This is a genomic window from Heyndrickxia faecalis, assembly GCF_040267745.1.
Lineage (GTDB): Bacteria > Bacillota > Bacilli > Bacillales > Bacillaceae_C > Weizmannia > Weizmannia faecalis.
Genome location: NZ_CP158453.1, coordinates 2,927,325 through 2,945,046 on the forward strand (window position 1 = coordinate 2,927,325; position 17,722 = coordinate 2,945,046).

Annotated in this window: 16 protein-coding genes and 1 pseudogene; 7 read left to right on the plus strand and 10 right to left on the minus strand. The window is 46.4% G+C overall.

Annotation, left to right across the window (positions count from 1 at the left end):
• Positions 1-298 precede the first annotated feature (298 nt).
• Entirely contained in the window at positions 299-553 is a 255-nt protein-coding gene (locus ABR335_RS14120; RefSeq protein WP_017551992.1) for a hypothetical protein, read from the minus strand.
• A gap of 428 nt (positions 554-981) precedes the next feature.
• Between ABR335_RS14120 and ppc the strand changes: the two genes are divergently transcribed.
• Together ppc and ABR335_RS14130 are read left to right on the plus strand one after the other, a co-directional pair.
• Complete coding sequence (ppc, locus tag ABR335_RS14125) at positions 982-3,690, plus strand: phosphoenolpyruvate carboxylase (protein WP_373897107.1); 2,709 nt, start codon at positions 982-984, stop codon at positions 3,688-3,690.
• A gap of 190 nt (positions 3,691-3,880) precedes the next feature.
• Positions 3,881-4,114, plus strand: a complete 234-nt coding sequence (locus ABR335_RS14130; protein WP_026104666.1) for a hypothetical protein — start codon at positions 3,881-3,883, stop codon at positions 4,112-4,114.
• A gap of 37 nt (positions 4,115-4,151) precedes the next feature.
• On the opposite strand, the gene ABR335_RS14135 is transcribed toward ABR335_RS14130, so the two are convergent.
• From ABR335_RS14135 to ABR335_RS14155, 5 genes and pseudogenes are all read right to left on the minus strand, one after another.
• Positions 4,152-5,414 (minus strand): sensor histidine kinase, encoded by a 1,263-nt coding sequence (locus ABR335_RS14135; protein ID WP_061086764.1) that lies wholly within the window; start codon positions 5,412-5,414, stop codon positions 4,152-4,154.
• A gap of 3 nt (positions 5,415-5,417) precedes the next feature.
• Positions 5,418-6,095, minus strand: a complete 678-nt coding sequence (locus ABR335_RS14140; protein WP_026685047.1) for a response regulator transcription factor — start codon at positions 6,093-6,095, stop codon at positions 5,418-5,420.
• 167 nt (positions 6,096-6,262) lie between these two features.
• Positions 6,263-7,429: an ABC transporter permease gene (locus tag ABR335_RS14145; RefSeq protein ID WP_104851236.1), complete on the minus strand. Its 1,167-nt coding sequence runs from the start codon at positions 7,427-7,429 to the stop codon at positions 6,263-6,265.
• A pseudogene (locus tag ABR335_RS14150) lies at positions 7,407-8,012 on the minus strand (ABC transporter ATP-binding protein); the annotation flags it as partial. The gene ABR335_RS14145 and the pseudogene ABR335_RS14150, both read right to left, overlap by 23 nt.
• 104 nt (positions 8,013-8,116) lie before the next feature.
• A complete protein-coding gene (locus ABR335_RS14155; RefSeq protein WP_061086761.1) occupies positions 8,117-9,061 on the minus strand; it encodes an efflux RND transporter periplasmic adaptor subunit in 945 nt (314 codons plus the stop codon).
• Positions 9,062-9,307: 246 nt separating this feature from the next.
• Here ABR335_RS14155 and ABR335_RS14160 point away from each other — a divergent pair, with 246 nt between their 5' ends.
• Positions 9,308-10,219 carry an LCP family protein gene (locus ABR335_RS14160; RefSeq protein WP_046721202.1) on the plus strand — a complete coding sequence of 304 codons (912 nt, stop codon included), beginning with the start codon at positions 9,308-9,310 and terminating at the stop codon, positions 10,217-10,219.
• 53 nt (positions 10,220-10,272) lie between these two features.
• Here the strand turns inward: ABR335_RS14160 and ABR335_RS14165 are convergent, their stop codons facing one another.
• Positions 10,273-10,932 (minus strand): HAD family hydrolase, encoded by a 660-nt coding sequence (locus ABR335_RS14165; protein ID WP_035189428.1) that lies wholly within the window; start codon positions 10,930-10,932, stop codon positions 10,273-10,275.
• Positions 10,933-11,278: 346 nt separating this feature from the next.
• On the opposite strand from ABR335_RS14165, the gene qoxA reads away from it, so the two are divergent.
• The 4 genes from qoxA to qoxD are packed head-to-tail and all read left to right on the plus strand — an operon-like array spanning position 11,279 to position 15,068.
• On the plus strand, positions 11,279-12,205 hold the full coding sequence (qoxA, locus tag ABR335_RS14170; protein WP_350346278.1) for a cytochrome aa3 quinol oxidase subunit II: 927 nt from the start codon (positions 11,279-11,281) through the stop codon (positions 12,203-12,205).
• A 24-nt stretch (positions 12,206-12,229) separates the two neighbouring features.
• Positions 12,230-14,179, plus strand: a complete 1,950-nt coding sequence (gene qoxB, locus ABR335_RS14175; RefSeq protein WP_041818757.1) for a cytochrome aa3 quinol oxidase subunit I — start codon at positions 12,230-12,232, stop codon at positions 14,177-14,179.
• Entirely contained in the window at positions 14,176-14,784 is a 609-nt protein-coding gene (gene qoxC / locus ABR335_RS14180; protein ID WP_017553873.1) for a cytochrome aa3 quinol oxidase subunit III, read from the plus strand. Before qoxB ends, qoxC begins: the two co-directional genes overlap by 4 nt.
• Positions 14,784-15,068, plus strand: a complete 285-nt coding sequence (gene qoxD / locus ABR335_RS14185; protein WP_029141973.1) for a cytochrome aa3 quinol oxidase subunit IV — start codon at positions 14,784-14,786, stop codon at positions 15,066-15,068. Before qoxC ends, qoxD begins: the two co-directional genes overlap by 1 nt.
• 178 nt (positions 15,069-15,246) lie before the next feature.
• Here qoxD and ABR335_RS14190 read toward each other — a convergent pair whose 3' ends face one another.
• From ABR335_RS14190 to ABR335_RS14200, 3 genes are all read right to left on the minus strand, one after another.
• Positions 15,247-15,990: an SDR family NAD(P)-dependent oxidoreductase gene (locus ABR335_RS14190; RefSeq protein ID WP_104851234.1), complete on the minus strand. Its 744-nt coding sequence runs from the start codon at positions 15,988-15,990 to the stop codon at positions 15,247-15,249.
• Between the two features lie 209 nt (positions 15,991-16,199).
• On the minus strand, positions 16,200-17,012 hold the full coding sequence (gene tagH, locus ABR335_RS14195; RefSeq protein WP_014096036.1) for a teichoic acids export ABC transporter ATP-binding subunit TagH: 813 nt from the start codon (positions 17,010-17,012) through the stop codon (positions 16,200-16,202).
• Between the two features lie 67 nt (positions 17,013-17,079).
• Positions 17,080-17,565 (minus strand): VanZ family protein, encoded by a 486-nt coding sequence (locus tag ABR335_RS14200; RefSeq protein ID WP_035200705.1) that lies wholly within the window; start codon positions 17,563-17,565, stop codon positions 17,080-17,082.
• Positions 17,566-17,722: the final 157 nt, after the last annotated feature.

Consider the following 17,722-nt stretch of genomic DNA (forward strand, 5'->3'; position numbering starts at 1 on the left):
GCCAACTCCTAATGGATTCCATACTGCTTTTCCTTTAAAGCAGGACGATTAAACTTTTGCAGCAAATGCTGCCATACGGTTTGTGAAAGAGATGGACGGCATGCTCTTTTATGACTGAAATTGATCGTTCCGTTCATTTTCTTTTCTTCCACATGGGTAAGTATACCACTATTTTTGTGATCAGATTCACATATTTTATGGCGAAAATTTGAAAATTCACCTGCCTGCATGAAGGAAAATGACGGTTTTTCCGTTATTATCCGTTTACATTTTTCACAAATGATTTTATTTGAAAAGGTCAGATATGTAAACGGTATTCCCTTTTGTGCGCACTTTCACAAATTGACCCGGGCAGAGAAATGAATGGCTGATCCCACCCAAATGATTGAATGCCTGCTCTGTCCTCCAAAAACGCAGAATCTGCCCGCTTAAAAAAAATCCGCATCACATGCATGGAAGCGTGGACGGCAGACATCGACAAAAACGCAACTGTCCAGTCATTCAATTGCGCATCATAAATGGACGTGATGTGGACAGCCAGTACGCCGAGCATAATAAAGCCTCACATAAAATCAATTTCATATAAATGCACTTTTTTCAAAGAAAGCATCTCCTTTTCTCTTCATACCGGCTGCTTTATTTGTACTCTAACAACGATTTCTTAATTTATTATTAAAGAAGAAAAAAACGGTTTCACCGCCAATTCTTTTCTTCCCATCCCCGGTACTTGCCCCGCAAAAAACACGAATGATATTTACCGTTGACTTTTAATTGTTCGCATTTTATCCTTAATTTATCCTTCTATGTAGGGAATGTTCCTTTGCTGTTTTTTAATTTTATAAAGTATTAGACTTTTTTCATTTTACAAGTATAATAATAAGTATCATTTTCTTTGTGCATTTTTCTACCAAATGAAAGGAGCGATTATCCTTGCATCAAATTGATGAAAAGAAAGCACCCCGGATGGCACTGCAGGCAGACATGGATTTTCTCGCCGGGCTGCTGGATAAAGTGATCCTATTTGAAGGCGGCGAAGCATTGCTCAAAACGATCCAAAATATTCGCTCCCTGGCACAAAAAGCGAGGGAAACAGGCGATGAGGCTTTCTACCTTCAATTAAAAAAAGAAATTACAGATCTGAATCCGCCAGAACGCCAGGAAGTCATCCGCGCCTTCTCTACCTATCTGCAATTATTTAATATTACCGAGCAAAATTTTAGGATTAAGCGCCGGCGGGAGTACCAATCGGAAGATACAGACCAGGTTCAACCGCGTTCACTTGAAGATGGCATCGAAACGCTGCGGAAAGAAAAAGTGCCGGCTGAAATGGTTGCAGAACTGCTGAACAGCTTATCGCTTGAACTGATTATCACGGCACACCCGACAGAAGCAACAAGGCGGACCATTCTGCAAATCCACAAACGCATTGCAGATCTTTTAAAAGCGCTCGAATATGCAAACACCCGTTACGAGAAAAAAGTCATTGAAGAAACGATTTTGAATGAGATTACCATTTTATGGCAAAGTTCCGAAATCCGCGAGAAAAAACCGTCCGTTCTCGACGAAGTGAAAAACGGGCTTTACTATTTCGACAATGTCCTGTTCGACGTGCTGCCGCGCATACACGAAGACTTGGAAGACTATCTGCACGAATCGTACGGACAGCGATTTAAAGTCCCTTCCTATCTTCATTTTGGCTCGTGGATCGGCGGCGACCGGGACGGAAACCCGAACGTGACCGCGGACATCACCTGGAAAACGCTCGAAATGCAACGTGAACTCGTATTGGAAAAATATAAAAAGTCGCTTACAACACTCCGGGAGCTCCTCAGCCATTCTTCCAAAAAAATAAGCGCCAGCCATGCCCTGCTTGCGTCTGTGGAAAGCGAAGAAAATACAATGCCGGCTGCAAAATTATGGCCGACAAAAGATGAAATTTACCGCAGAAAACTGACGATTATGATCCATAAACTGGAATGTGTGGGGAAAAACAATGGCGGCTATCACTCCACAGAGGAGCTCCTTGCCGATCTGTATATGATCCGGGACAGCGTGAACCAGCACCATCCGGCCGGGCATCCGATTAAATTGCTCCGCAAAGTCATCCGCCAGGTCGAGTTGTTCGGTTTCCACCTGGCATCACTCGATATCCGCAACCATAGCGGCGAGCATGAATCGGCCCTTGCCGAGGTGCTTTATAACGTCAATATTGCGAAGGACTATAAAAATCTGTCCGAAGATGAAAAAGTCGCGGTGCTCCTGAAAGCTCTAAACGACCCGCGGCCGATGATTTCAATCTATGATACTTTTACGCCGGAAACGCAGGAAGTCATCAATACATTCCGGATGATCAAACGCGCCCACCAAACATTTGGCGAACGGTCCATCCAGGTATATTTGATCAGCATGGCACACTCGGTCAGCGACGTGCTGGAAGTGCTCGTGCTCGCGAAAGAAGCCGGCCTGTACCGCGTCTACCCGAGCGGGGATATTTTAAGCGAGATCCATATCGCCCCGCTTCTGGAAACGATCGCGGACTTGCGGAACGGCGCGAAAATGCTCGAAACCCTTTTCCAAATGCCCATTTACCGGAACCATTTAAAGGTGCGAGGCAATCTGCAGGAAGTCATGCTCGGCTATTCCGACGGTAGCAAAGACGGCGGCACGATGACAGCGAACTGGCAGCTGTACAAAGCACAGAAAGAAATTCACGAAATGGGCGCCAAATACGGCATCAAGCTGAAATTTTTCCACGGGCGCGGCGGTTCGCTCGGGCGTGGCGGCGGCCCGCTTTATTCAAGCCTTTTGTCCCAGCCGCCAGTTACACTTGGCGACGGCGTGAAAATCACCGAGCAGGGTGAGGTGCTGTCATCGCGCTATTTGCTGCGCGACATTGCTTACCGAAGCCTTGAGCAGGCGACATCTACAATGATGTGTGCCATCACGGAACAAAAACAGAACGAGAAAAATGGCAAAACGCCAAACGAAGAAGCTGTCAGGGCAATGGATAAAATTTCCGAATATGCGCTTGAAAAATATCAGGAACTCGTCTTCCGCGACCCTGACTTCCTGTCTTATTTCAAACAGGCAACGCCTTTAAATGAGATCGGTGAACTCAACATCGGCTCCCGCCCGATGAGCCGGAAAGGGAGCGCCCGTTTCGAAGACTTGCGCGCCATTCCGTGGGTATTTTCCTGGACGCAAAGCCGCCAGCTCCTCCCCGCCTGGTATGCAGCCGGCACAGGTCTGAGCAAATATGTGGAAGAAACCGGCAATTTCAAGTTGCTCCAGGAAATGTATGCATCATGGCCGTTCTTCCACGCAACGATCAATAACCTGCAAATGGCATTGATCAAGGCGGAGCTTTCCACGGCTGAAGAATATACGAGGCTGGTGAAAGATCCTGAAGTTGCCGGCCGGATTTTCGGCCTGATCAAAGCGGAATACGAACTAACGAAGGAAATGGTTTTAAAGATTGCGGACCAAAAAGAATTGCTGGATTACACGCCAAACATTAAAGAATCGGTGCGTCTCCGCAACCCGTACGTTGACCCGCTGAACCTGTTCCAAGTCTACCTTATTTCGCAACTGCGTGAACGCGAAAACAAAGATGAAAAAGCCCGGCACCTGCTGATGGAGGTCCTGCTTACAATCAACGGCATCGCCGCAGGGCTCCGGAATACAGGCTGATAGCAAAAAAACCTGTCTTGAATCAAGGCAGGTTTTTTTGTACGCTACTTTTTGGGGGCCAAAAACTTTTCCGCATGGTAAAGGGCAGCCCATGCTATGGGGAAACTTGTCCCCTCCTTTTTAACGGAAATTGTAAAAAAATGCAGAACTTATTGTATAATGGCTTTAAGAATATGCCGGGGGTGTGCTAATGGATGACTTTATCGGATTGATTTCAGTCATTTTAATTTTTTCTGTGCCGATTGTCGCAATTGTAACGAATTTTTTTAAGTCGCGCGAAAAAATAAGAGTACAAGTTTTGGAGAAAGAACTGGAGCTTGAAAAACTGAAAAACGAAAACTTCCTGCTGGAAACAGAAAAAATGAGGCTGGAATTACAAAAAATGGAGCTGGACGGGCCTAAGGATGAGTGGGTTGTGAAATAAGCTTAGAAAATTAAAGCAAGTTAAAAGAGCGGCCTACTCATTTACCGCTCTTTTTCACCTGCGCATCTTTCCGCTTCTTTTTCGGGAAGGTAATCGTAAATGTTGTCCCTTCGCCAAGTTTGCTGTCGACTCTGATTTTGCCGCTGTGCTTTTCCACAATCCATTTTGCAATGGAAAGGCCGAGGCCGAGGCTTTCCGTTTTCGTCCGTGATTTGCTGACCTGAAAGAAGCGGTCAAATATTTTCTCACGGTCCTCCTCTTTCAGGCCGATGCCGTTGTCCTGTACGGAGATACCGACATGGTTTTTGCTTTCAAAGCAAGCCAGCTCAATTTTCCCGCCGTCCCCCGTGTATTTCATCGCATTGTCAAGCAAAATGACAATGAGCTGGTGGATCCGGTCGCGGTCCCCTGAAAACGTAACCGGCGGGGCGGATTTTAAAATCAGGGTTTTTCCCTGGATGGCCGCCAGTTCTGAAAAATGATCCATAATCTCCCGGAGCAGCTCATCGAGATAAAATGGTTTTCGTTCAATTTCAATTTTATCCGAATCGGAACGTGCCAGTGTCAAGAGGTTGGACACAAGCTTTGTAAGACGGCGGCATTCATTCAAAACAGTGGAAATATCCTGGAGAACATCCCGCACCGTTTCATTCGGCTTGCGCAGCAAAAGCTCCACTCGTGACTGGATCACCGCAAGCGGCGTGCGAATTTCATGGGAAGCATCAGAAACAAATTGCGTTTGTTTATCCCACGCGGCTTTGATCGGTTTTAATGCCCGTTCCGCCAACACCAGCCCGGCGATCACCGCAAGCAGGCTGGCGAGCGCGCAGCCGGCAATCGTAATGATCATCAGTTTATGGAGCATGAGCACTTCCCCGTCAATTTGCGCAAGGAACTGGATTTTCACATCTTCATTTTGCATCATGCCTTTTACCGTGTACGTCCGAAAGTAATGCCCCGCTACCTTGATCGTTTCCATACGGTGGACATGTGCCGGTGCAAATTCCGCCGCATATTGTTCATAAAGATACACATCCGGACCGTCACTGGGTGTGGACATCAGGTTATTATTTTTGTCCCAGATCAAAATGCGCAGGCGGATATCATTGCCGTGGGGATCGCCGGCTAAGCTTCCACCTTTTTTTTCGATCCGGTCGAGCGCCCTGTAAATGGACTGGTCAGCCTCGCTGTACATATGTGTGCGCACATACATATAAATGACCGTTCCTAAAACGGCAATCAGCAAAATAAATACGCATGCGTTTAATGCCGTCAGTTTGATCCTCGTTTTACGGAACATGAATTATTTGTCCGGCTCCTTTAAAAGGTATCCAATCCCGCGCACATTTTGGATATCTTTATGATAGCCGAACGGTTCCAGCTTTTTCCGCAAATGGTGGATGTATACTTCCACAATCGCAATCGTCGTATCGCTTTCAAATCCCCAGACCCGGTCAAAAATCTGTTCACGCGTTAAAATATTGCCGCTGTTTTGGATCAGGTATTCGAGCAGTTCGTATTGTGTGATCGTCAGTTTCAACGGCTGGCCGTCGACTTTGATTTCTTTTTCTTTTCCGAATAACTCGATGCCGCGGTAACGGAGCGTATGGTCGATCGTCATATTGCCCGATCGTCTGAGCGATGCGCGGATCCTCGCTTTTAGTTCCGCAGCCTGGAACGGTTTGACAATATAATCATCGCCCCCGATTTCAAGCCCTGTGACCCGGTCCTCAAGCGAGTCTTTTGCCGTCACAAACAGGACCGGCGTTTCGACCCGGTCTTTCCGCAACGTTTTTAATATCGAAAAGCCGTCCATCTCCGGCAGCATGACATCAAGCAGGATAATGTCGAAAATATTTTGCTGGGCAAGATACAGCGCTTCTTCCCCGTCTGTTGCGGTTTCCACTTCGAATTCATCTTCGAGCATCCGCTTCATGGATTCCAAAAGGGATACGTTGTCTTCCACAATCAACAGCTTCATCAGTAAAACCTCCATTTTTCCATTATATCAAAAAGATTCTGCTCCTTCTTTCCATTCCAGCGGCTTGCTACTATGGGAAAACACCCGGATGCGTTTGTCCGGGTGTTTTCCTATATTATTTGTTCTACGGACTGCAAAAATTTTACGCAGTAAGTGTCTTCCGGTTATTATTCGTACCGCAAAGCCTGAATCGGATTCAGTTTTGACGCTTTATTTGCCGGGAAAACGCCGAAGACGACACCGACAATGAGCGAAAAGCCGAACGAAAGGGCAGTAACTGAAAGCGACAGGGTAACGCTCGTGCTTGCAAAGAGCGCGTAAATTTTGATAGCGGCAAACCCGGCCCCTACGCCGATCAGGCCGCCTAATGCACTCAATACGACCGCTTCAATCAAAAACTGGACAAGAATATCTTTCCGTTTTGCCCCGATCGCTTTCCGGATCCCGATTTCCTTCGTCCGTTCCGATACAGAAACAAACATAATATTCATAATCCCGATCCCGCCAACCAATAGCGAGATGCTTGCGATGCTGCCGAGAAGGAGTGACATCGTATTCTGTACGTCGCTCATCGCATCCATGACATCCTGCGAATTGGAAACACTGTAATCGTCCGTATCATGGAAGACGGATAAAAGCGCGTAATTCAACTGGCGTTCGACAAAAGAAACCTGGTCTGCACTTTGCACCTGAACGTAAACCGAACTGATGGCATTGGAACCGGTCAGTTGCTCGGCTGTTCTGAGCGGCACGAAAATTGTATCATCCCCGCTTGACCCCATCGAGCTACCGGAAGATTGCAGGACGCCGACCACTTTATAGGAAGTCCCGTTCAGCTGGACCGTCTGCCCGACCGGGTTTTCCCCGGAAAACAAGGTTGATGCCGCACTTGATCCGAGCACAACGGTTTTTAAGCGCAGTTCATTGTCTATATCGGCAAGAAAGCGGCCGTTTGCAACTTTTATATTTTTGATTTTTTGATAAGATGCAGTGGTGCCAACAACGCTAATTGTGGACGATGTTGTTCCGTTTTTGGCAGTGATCCGTCCTGAAATGACCGGGGCAACCCGCTTCACACCGTTCACTTTTTGCAAACCATTGACATCATCGGCCGTAAAATCACTGCTGTCCGAGTTAAGAACGCTGACGCTTAATACGTTTGTGCCAAGGCTGTTAATCGAAGCATTCACGGATTGGGAGCTGGACTGCCCGATCGAGACGAGGGCAATCACCGAAGCTACCCCGATAATAATCCCGAGCATCGTCAAAAACGATCGCAGTTTGCTTGTTTGGATGTTTCGCCATGCCAGTTTAAAAGAAGGCAGAAGTTTCAACAGGATCCCCTCCGTTCTCATATAGCCGGCCGTCTTTAATCTGCACAATCCGCTTGGCCTGTCTTGCAACGCCAAGGTCATGGGTAATTAAAATAATGGTATGGCCTTCCCCGTTTAACTTTTTCATCACGTCCAAAATTTCTTTGCTTGTTTTGCTGTCGAGGGCACCGGTCGGTTCATCTGCAAGCAGAATCGGCGGATTGCAAACGAGAGAGCGTGCAATCGCAACACGCTGCTGCTGGCCGCCGGAAAGCTGTGTCGGAAGGTGCTGGGCACGGTCACCCAGGCCGACTTTTTCAAGGCATTCCTGCGCCAATTGCTTCTGCTCCTGCGGGGCTACTCCTTGGTACAAAAGCGGCAACTCAACATTTTCAATTGCTGTCAGTTTCGACAGCAGGTTGAAGTTCTGGAAAATAAAGCCGATTTTTTGGTTGCGGATCGTTGCCAGCTCATAATCGTTCAGCTTTCCAACATCATTTCCTTCCAATATATATTCGCCGGATTCCGGTTTATCGAGGCAGCCGATCATGTTCATCAATGTAGATTTGCCGGAGCCGGACGGGCCGATAATCGCGATGAATTCCCCCTCCTCGACGTGGAGGGAAATCCGGTGCAGGGCAGTCACCGTTTCTCCGCCGACTTTATATGTTTTGACTAAATCTTTTATTTCGATGATGGTTTTTCCCATTATTGTGCGCCTCCATGCATGTTAGCCCCATTTCCGCCTGGCATGCCGCCGCCCATGAATCCGCCGCTTGCGCCCGGCATATTGCCTTTTTGCGTGCCACGTCCGGTAGAAGACGAGCTGCTGTTGGCATTAGGCAGGACAACTTGCTGGCCTTCGCTCAAACCGCTTGTCACCTGGATGTCATCATCATTATAGGCACCGGTTTTGATCGTTGTCTTCGCCACACCGGAATCGGTTTTAACGTATACATACTTTGTGCTGCCATCGGTATGGACGGCATCAACCGGCACATACAGCGCGTTTTTTACGATTTTTGTTGTGATGGTTGCTTCCGTGGACATGCCCACTTTGATGTTTTTTGGATTGCCGATCGACAAGGTGACTTTAAAAGTCGATACGCCATTAGTGTTGGTTCCTTCTTCCGCAACATCCGTGACTTTGCCGTTAAATGTTTTGTCATCCAGGGCGTTCAGCGTAATGTTGGCATCTTGCCCTTCTTTCACTTTGTTAATATCCGTTTCATCGACAGAAATGGTCGTTTCCAATTGATTGTAATTTTTAATATGTGCCACAACCTGGCCGTTTCTTAACTGATCGCCGCTTGCAACGCTGAGCGATGTAATTTCGCCGGAAATCGGGGCCGTGATCGGATCGCTGCCGTCTTCAAAGGTGACTAGTTTGTCTCCTTTTTTCACGGTATCGCCGCTTGAAACGAGTACATCTTCCACTGTTGCCGCCTTGTCCGCTTCTACATCTTTGCTGCTTGCCGATTCAACCGTTCCGGAACCGGTCACTTTTACCGATAATGTTCCTTTCTCTACTGTGGCCGTCTGGACCGTCTTTGTGCTTGCGTCTGCACTGTTTGCCCTGCTCTTTACATAGAAAAGCGACCCTCCCCCGATGACCACAATAATCAAAATCACTACAATGATCCACTTCTTCATCTTTATGTTCTCCTTTCCTGTTTTCCAATTTTATAGAAACTATCTGTTCTTCTTTCTGACTTCATCATGATGGGGAAAACTTAAATTTTTCTTAATGTTTTCGTTGCAAAATGCGAGGATTGAAAAACAGGCCGCACCGTCAGCCCGATACTGACGGTATATGATGGGAATCGACAAAAAAGATATTCAAGCGTAGCGAATCATGCTATAATAAACAATTATATGACGAAAAAGAGAGGGCCACCGATGAAGAAAAAAATCCTGATGTCCTTTTTAAGCCTAATTGGGATCCTGGTCATCGCCTGTGGCGGTTATGCCTACTATGTTTATCACTCGGCAAAAGCTGCGGCTAATAAAATGCATGAATCGTTGGCAGGCACTTCAAATGAAAGCATCTCAAGCCAGAACGGGCAGCCGATTTCCGTTTTGCTGCTTGGTGTGGATGAACGTGCAAATGACAGCGGCCGTTCCGATGCCATCATTGTGATGACCATTAATCCGAAAAAAAGCACGACACAGCTGGTCAGCATCCCGCGGGATACAAGGACGCTGATCGCCGGACGCGGCACATATGACAAAATCAATGCTGCGTATGCATATGGCGGAACCAGTATGGCACTGCAGACCGTTGAGGACTTTACCGGTATCCAAATGGATTATTATGTGAAAATCAACATGCAGGCCCTGAAAAAACTGGTCAATGCGGTTGGCGGCATTACCGTCAACAACACAATTGACTGGCATGACGAAGGGTACTATAAAAAAGGGTACCATTACAAAAAAGGGGAAATTCATCTGAACGGAGCCCAGGCGCTCGGCTATGTCAGAATGCGCCATCTTGATCCGGAAGGCGATTTTGGCCGCAATAAACGGCAGCGGAAAGTGATCGAGGCGCTGATCCGGAAAGCAACCAGCATTTCTTCTGTGGCAAAATACAGCAGTATCCTTGATACGCTTGGCGACAATGTCAAAACAAATATGACGTTTAATGACATGCTTACGATTGAGAAAAATTACCGGAATGCCGCCAAAAACATTACCGAGTATGAAGTAAAAGGCACCGATGCCAACTTTGACGGGATCTATTATTTGGCGGTGTCAGATGCTGAAAAAGAAAAAGTCACGCAAATGCTGGAAGAAAATCTGTCTGGTGACTAAGGAATAGTGGAAACAAACAACCCGCTTCCGGCATGCAGAAGCGGGTTGTTCTGTCAACGGCTTTCAATAAACCGGATTACTTCTTCAAGCGGCGTTTCTGCCATTGACCCGAGGCGGTGGTCAATCTCGCCGAACTTGAGGTCTTTTGTTACCCGGTTCGGGACGACTACGCATGCCATACCGGCGCGTTTTGCCGCAAGCGACCCGTTTGGCGAATCTTCGAAGACGAGGCATTGTTCCGGTTCCACGCCGAGACAGCCGGCTGCTTTCAAATACAAAGCAGGGTCCGGTTTGACTTTTTCAACGTCATCGGAAGATTTGATGCAGTCAAAATAAGCGAGAAGGCCAAGCTGGCGCAAATAGCGGTGCAGCCATTTCCTGTCGGAGCTTGAAGCCAGCCCGACTTTAAGCCCGAGGTTCTTGGCCGACTTTAAATAATCTTCCACGCCTTCGCGGGCCGCGCCTTTTTCGAGCCGTTTTAAAAACATTTCCTCCAGCTCGTGGTCCAGTTTTTCTGTATCAAGCGGCTTTTTGATCTGCTCTTCAAGATATTTAAACGGCTTAAAACCCGAATGCGTGCCTACCCCCTTTCCCCATAGTTCAAGCGGCATCTCGCAATTGTAGCCGCGAAAAATTTCACAAAGCGCTTCATAGTGTTCCGATTCCGTATCCATAATCAGCCCGTCGAAATCAAAAATCACAGCTTTTATCATCCGTAAAACCCCTTTCTGTTTCCCTTAACATTATACGTTAAAAACACTTTTCCTCCCAAAATGGTTTTGAAATCTTTTCCAAAATATTAAATACCGTATTCCTTCACAAAGTTGTAAATTATTTCTGGATAATGCCAGTATTTGACAAATCTATGAAAAATATATGAACTTTTTATGAAATTTTTATGAAACATGGCGGAATAAGGGTAAAAGACAATACAATCTATATTTTTTTATTGTAAAATAGGTTAGCACCATAATAAAGGTGAAAAAATAAAAGTACCACCTTTTTTTCATTTGCTTTTATTTGTACACTATTTTACCAAACCGGAAGGAGAGAAAAAATGTGTTGAGGAAACTACCTTGGAAACTGGTGCTGCTTTTGTCCCTCACATCGCTCTTTTTGCTCGGCGGATGTGACACCAAATTTGCAGTGCTCGACCCACAAGGCCCAATGGCGCGGGAACAATATCATTTGATTGTTTACTCATCCATCTTAATGGCCTTTGTATTCGTCGTTGTCCTTGGGTTGTATCTTTATATGGTGATAAAATACAGGGCGTCGCGTCTGCCGGCTGATTATAAACCGCCGCAAATCCACGGCCATAAAGTGCTGGAAACGGTGTGGACCATTATCCCGGTGCTGATTATTATTGCCATTGCCATTCCAACCGTTAAAGCAAACTATTCGGTTGAAGAAACGCCAAAATCCATGAAAAGCGAAAAACCTTTAACGATTTATGTCACGTCATCGGAATGGAAATGGATTTTCAGTTATCCGGAACAGGGCATTGAAACCGTTAACTATGTAAACATCCCGGCTGGGCGGCCAATCAATTTCGAATTGACATCATCCGGTACGATGGCATCTTTCTGGATCCCTGAACTTGGCGGACAGAAATATACGATGCCGAACATGACGATGAGGCTGATTCTGGCTGCAGACCACCCTGGCGAATATACAGGAAGAAACGCAAACTTCAACGGGGAAGGCTTTGCAAAGATGGACTTCGATGTGTTGGCCCAAACACCGAAAGATTTTAATGCGTGGGTGAAGGAAGTCAAAAGCAGAGCGCCTCAAATGAAAAAATCGGATTATGAAAACCTGGTTAAAAAAGAAGGCCTTGTAGGAAGGCATACCTATACAGGGACCCATTTAAAATGGGATAAACCGGATGAACAAAAAAGCTATTATGAAGAATCGGAAAAAGGTGAGAAACAAAATCACCATCACCACCACGATATGTCCGGTATGGATATGGGCGGAAAATAATCATTGGAATAGGAGGAAAACAGTGTGAAACTTAGTGATTTTTTCGTCACCGGTGAACCGGCCATATATGCCGCCGAAGTTGGCATGGCACTTGGCGCGGCCGCTGTGATCTTTTCTCTAACCTATTTCAAGAAATGGAAATGGTTATGGAAAGAATGGCTGACAACCGTTGACCATAAAAAAATCGGGATTATGTACATTATCGTTGCGGTATTAATGTTATTCCGCGGCGGTGTCGATGCTTTAATGATGAGAACACAGCTTGCACTGCCGAACCAGCATCTGCTTGATGCCAACCATTACGACGGGATCTTTACGACCCACGGGGTTGTCATGATCTTATTTATGGCGATGCCGTTTTTGTTCGGCCTGATTAACGTTGCTGTTCCGCTCCAAATCGGGGCGCGCGATGTTGCCTTCCCGCTTTTGAACGCATTCAGCTTCTGGGCAATGGTTGCAGGGATGTGCCTCTTTAATATTTCATTTATTATCGGGGGTTCCCCTACTGCCGGCTGGACGAACTACTTCCCGCTTGCAGGCACGGAATTTACAAAAGGTGTCGGAAACAACTATTATGCAATGGGCCTGCAGCTTTCCGGGATCGGGACACTGGCAACGGCCGTAAACTTCATTGTCACGATTCTGAAAATGCGGGCGCCGGGCATGACATTAATGAAAATGCCGATGTTCGTATGGTCTACTTTGATTACTTTTATCATCGTGCTTTTTGCTTTCCCTGTTTTGACAGTGGCTTTGGCAGAAGTAACGTTTGACCGTACTTTCGGCGCACACTTCTTTACCATGGGTTCAGGCGGCAGCCCGATGTTATGGGCAAACTTGTTCTGGATCTGGGGCCACCCGGAAGTGTACATTGTGTTGCTGCCATCTCTTGGGATTTACGCGGACATTATCGCTACATTCTCGGGTAAACGATTGTTTGGATATGCCTCCATGGTCGTTGCGATGGCTGGTATCGCATTCTTCAGTTATTTCACATGGGTTCACCACTTCTTTACAATGGGGAACACATCCGTCGTAAACTCGTTCTTCTCGATCTCAACGATGATTATCGCGATACCAACGGGTGTCAAATTATTTAACGAAATCTTTACATTGCATAAAGGGAAAATTAGAACAACAACGCCTATGCTTTGGTCGCTTGCCTTTATCCCGACATTTTTGATCGGCGGGGTTACGGGTGTTATGCTTTCCATGGCAGCAGCAGACTATCAATATCACAATTCATATTTCCTGATTGCCCACTTCCACTATACATTGATTCCGGCAGTCGCCTATGCATGTTTCGCAGGGCTCCACTACTGGTATCCGAAAATGTTCGGCTATATGCTGAATGAAAAACTGGGCAAAATTACGTTCTGGTTGTGGATGGTCGGCTTTAACCTTTGCTTCCTGCCGCAATTCTTTGTCGGCCTCGACGGAATGGCGCGCCGGATGTACACTTATGAAGCAGGACTTGGCTGGACAGGTTGGAACTTCGCCTCTACAGTAGGTGCCTATATCATGGGGATTGGGTTCCTCGTCCTGGCTTGGAACATTGTTTACAGCATTAAACATGGCGTTCGCGACACGACCGGTGATCCTTGGGATGGCCGCACATTAGATTGGGCAACCCCTACACCGGTTCCGGAATATAACTTTGCGAAACAGCCGGTTGTCTCTACACTTGATGCGTTCGCAGAATACAAAGAAAACGGCACACCGATTTACCGGGATGAAGAGTACAAACCGATCCATATGCCAAATAACTCGGCAATGCCATTTTTCTCCGCTGTATCGATGGGCCTTGCAGGTTTCGGCCTTGTCTGGTCCTGGTGGTGGCTCGCCATTCTCGGCGGTTTGATGATGCTCGGCTGCCTTGCGTGGAGATCGTTTGACCCGGATAAAGGGCACTATATCAGTGTAGAAGAAATCATTCGCACAGAAAATACAAGAGCAGGAGGTGTAAAACGATGAGCGACGAACATTTGGATACATCATTGCCCCTCGAATACCAGCGCAATCAGGACCGTTTAACCATTTTCGGTTTCTGGGTTTTCCTGGCGGCTGAAATCACTTTGTTTGCAACGCTGTTTGCAACGTATTTTACACTCCAGCACCAAACAGCAGGCGGGCCTGTTCAGCAGGACATCTTTGAGCTCAAAGGTGTCCTGATTGAAACCTTTGTCCTTTTGACAAGCAGTTTTACATGCGGAATTGCCGTCTTCAATATGCGCAACCGGAATAAAGGCGCGATGCTCGGCTGGTTTATCGTTACCCTTCTTCTCGGTTTAACTTTCGTCGGCTTTGAAATCAATGAATTTGTCACGTACGTTCATGATGGGGCAACACTGCCGACAAGCGCATTCCTTTCCGCATTCTATGTATTGCTCGGAACGCACGGATGCCACGTTTCCCTCGGGATTTTATGGGGAATATCGATTATTATACAACTGATCCGCCGCGGTTTAACGCCGATGACGGCACGCAAATTTTTCGTTGTAAGTATTTACTGGCACTTCCTTGATGTTGTCTGGATCTTTATCTTCACTTTCGTTTATTTAGGAGGGTTGATGAAATAATGGAGCATCATTCAAAATATCCGATCGGCCATGTCATCGGTTTTCTGCTTTCAATCGTATTGACCCTTGTGGCACTGTATGTTGCTTTGTATACCAACCTTTCTAAAACGGCGATCATCTGGACAATCGGATTGTTTGCCTTCCTCCAGGCTGGCGTGCAATTATTTATGTTCATGCACGTCAAAGAAGGCGAAAACGGAAAGATCAATGTCAGCAATATGATCTACAGCATCATCATTGCGATCGTCGTTGTTTACGGAACCATCTGGGTTATGCACTTTTAACCAAAAAAACCTGCATCCTTTTAGCGGATGCAGGTTTTTTTATGGCTTGTCCGGACAGACGCATTTGCAAATACGGCCAAATCGGCAATTCTTCCCGAGGGCCGGTTTATGGCTTGAACGCATCAACCGGTATCAACCCGGACCGGATGGATGCCTTTTGGCGCTGGTTATGCCGCACTTATTGCGCTGTATAACCGCCGTCCACGAGCAGGGCAATACCGGTTACAAATTCATTTTCGCACAGGAACACGATGGCATGGGCGATTTCATCCGCACGCCCGAGCCGGCCGATCGGATGCCTTGCGACCAGGCCGTCATAAAAATCGCCGAGTGCTTCCTTATTCACCATGCCGGTTTCAACATACCCCGGGTTCACCGCATTCACGCGAATGCCTTTTGATGCATATTCAAGGGCCAGCGACTTTGTCATCAGGTTGACGGCACCTTTGCTTGCATTGTAGGCAAAAGCGCCCGGTTCGCCGACGTACCCTAAAATAGAGGATGTATTGACAATACAGCCACCGCCTGTTTTCAACATTTCACGGATGGCATATTTCGAACCGAAAAATACACCGTTTTGATTGACGGAAATGACTTTTTGGTAGTCTTCAAAGCTCAGTTCATGGGTTTCGGCCATGACGCCGATGCCGGCATTGTTCACCATAATATCCACTTTGCCGTACCGGTTGACGGTTTCTGCGACAAGATCGGCGACGGACTGTTCATCAGATGCGTCGGCACGAATAAAGCAAACATCCGCCCCTTTTTCTTTGAGTTCTTTTTCAACCGCTTTGCCGCTTTCTTCGTTGTAATCGGAAATGACCACTTTCGCCCCTTTTTCCGTAAAAGCTTTTGCGGTTGCAAGTCCGATCCCGGAAGCGCCGCCTGTAACAATTGCAATTTTATTTTCTAAGCTGGCCATTACAATTCCCTCCCATTGTGAGTATGTACACATTTTCACTATACCGCTAAAAAGTAAGCGCTGTCAATTTTTATATCTATTTTTTGCGAAAAACAGTTTGCCTGGCTGGAATCGTTCTTCAGCCGTTCACTTCCGGTTTTCCAGCGAAAATCCCGGTAAGCAAAAAGCGGCTGCCCGGCATGCAACAAGCATTCCGGGCAGCCGCCTCCTTATTCTGCCACTTTTTCTTTTCTTTCTTTGCTCCGTTTTTCGAGAATCATCTGTTTGAAGTTTTTCTGTTTTTCTTTCGGCCACGATTTGAATTCTTTCAGGAATTTTTCATAATTTGGCAGAACATCATCGATCGCGCCGTATTGCTTAATTTCCCCTGCTTCCAGCCACATCGCTTTCTCGCAAAATTTCTTTACCTGACCCATGGAGTGGCTGATGAAAAAGATCGTTTTGCCTGCATCCTTGAATTCATTCATCTTCTCAAAACATTTATCAGCAAATGTCTGGTCGCCGACTGATAACGCCTCGTCAATAACAAGAATATCAGGGTCAACGTTGACCGAGATGGCAAATCCGAGCCGTGACTTCATCCCGCTTGAATATTTTTTAACAGGCTGATCAATGAACTGCCCGATATCCGCAAATTCAATAATTTGCGGGGTTAGCTCCTTAATCTGCTTTTTGGTAAACCCAAGCATCAGACATTTCAGTTCAATATTTTCAAGGCCTGACAATTCATTGTTTAAGCCGGAGTTGATGGCAATTAGCGATGTTTCGCCGTTTAATTCAATCGTTCCGGTTGTGGGCGGAATAATGCCGGTAATCAGATTGGACAAGGTTGATTTGCCGGCGCCATTAACGCCGACCACACCGATGACATCCCCGTTGCTTGCCTCAAAAGAGATGTTCTGCAAGGCGTAGAAATCATCGCCATAACCGCCCGGCAAAATGATATCGAGAATTTTTTCCGAATTGCTCCGGTACATTTTATACTTTTTCGAAACGTTTTTAAATCTGACAGATATGCTCATAGATTAGAACTCCCTGTTGTATATTCAATACGATTATTATAAAGAAACAAATGCCGTTCGTTAAGCATTATCGGGATCTTTTTCTTCGCGTAAACCATAAAAACAGACAGACGCCAATCAAGATGCCGAAACTGTCAAAAGTGATGACATCTATAAAATGCCCTGTTCTGCCGCTGACAAAACTTTGATGCCATTCGTCGAAATTGGCATAGAAAAAACTTGCCAGAAAGCCGGCCGGGACTGCAAAACGGACAGGAACCAAAACCGTGCGCAAAGTTAGAAGGATCAGCAAAGTACAGACGGCATATTCCGCCACATGGCAGGATTTCCGGATCCAGAATTCAATAAAATCATACGGCAGCGTTGACGTGACAAGCGCACCCCCGTAATAAAATTCGATTTTCGGCAATGTGTTTGCATCGAGGTGTACCAGCTTTTCCAATTCCGGCCGCATGTCCTGTTCCTTATAGGGCTGATTGGAGAAAAGAAACATGGCAGCCATAAACAGGATACATATGCCCGCAAGCACCAACGCGCTTTGTTTTTTCTTCATGAGCAATGGCAAAGCCTCCTATTCGCTCTTTCCATTTTACATGAGTAAGAAAAATGTTGCATCCTTTTTAGGCGTTTTTCTTCCAATGGGCAAAAAAAGAAGTAGCCCTTTTCAGCTGTTTTCGGGAAAATAAAAAACAAGGCATCTGGCCCTGAAA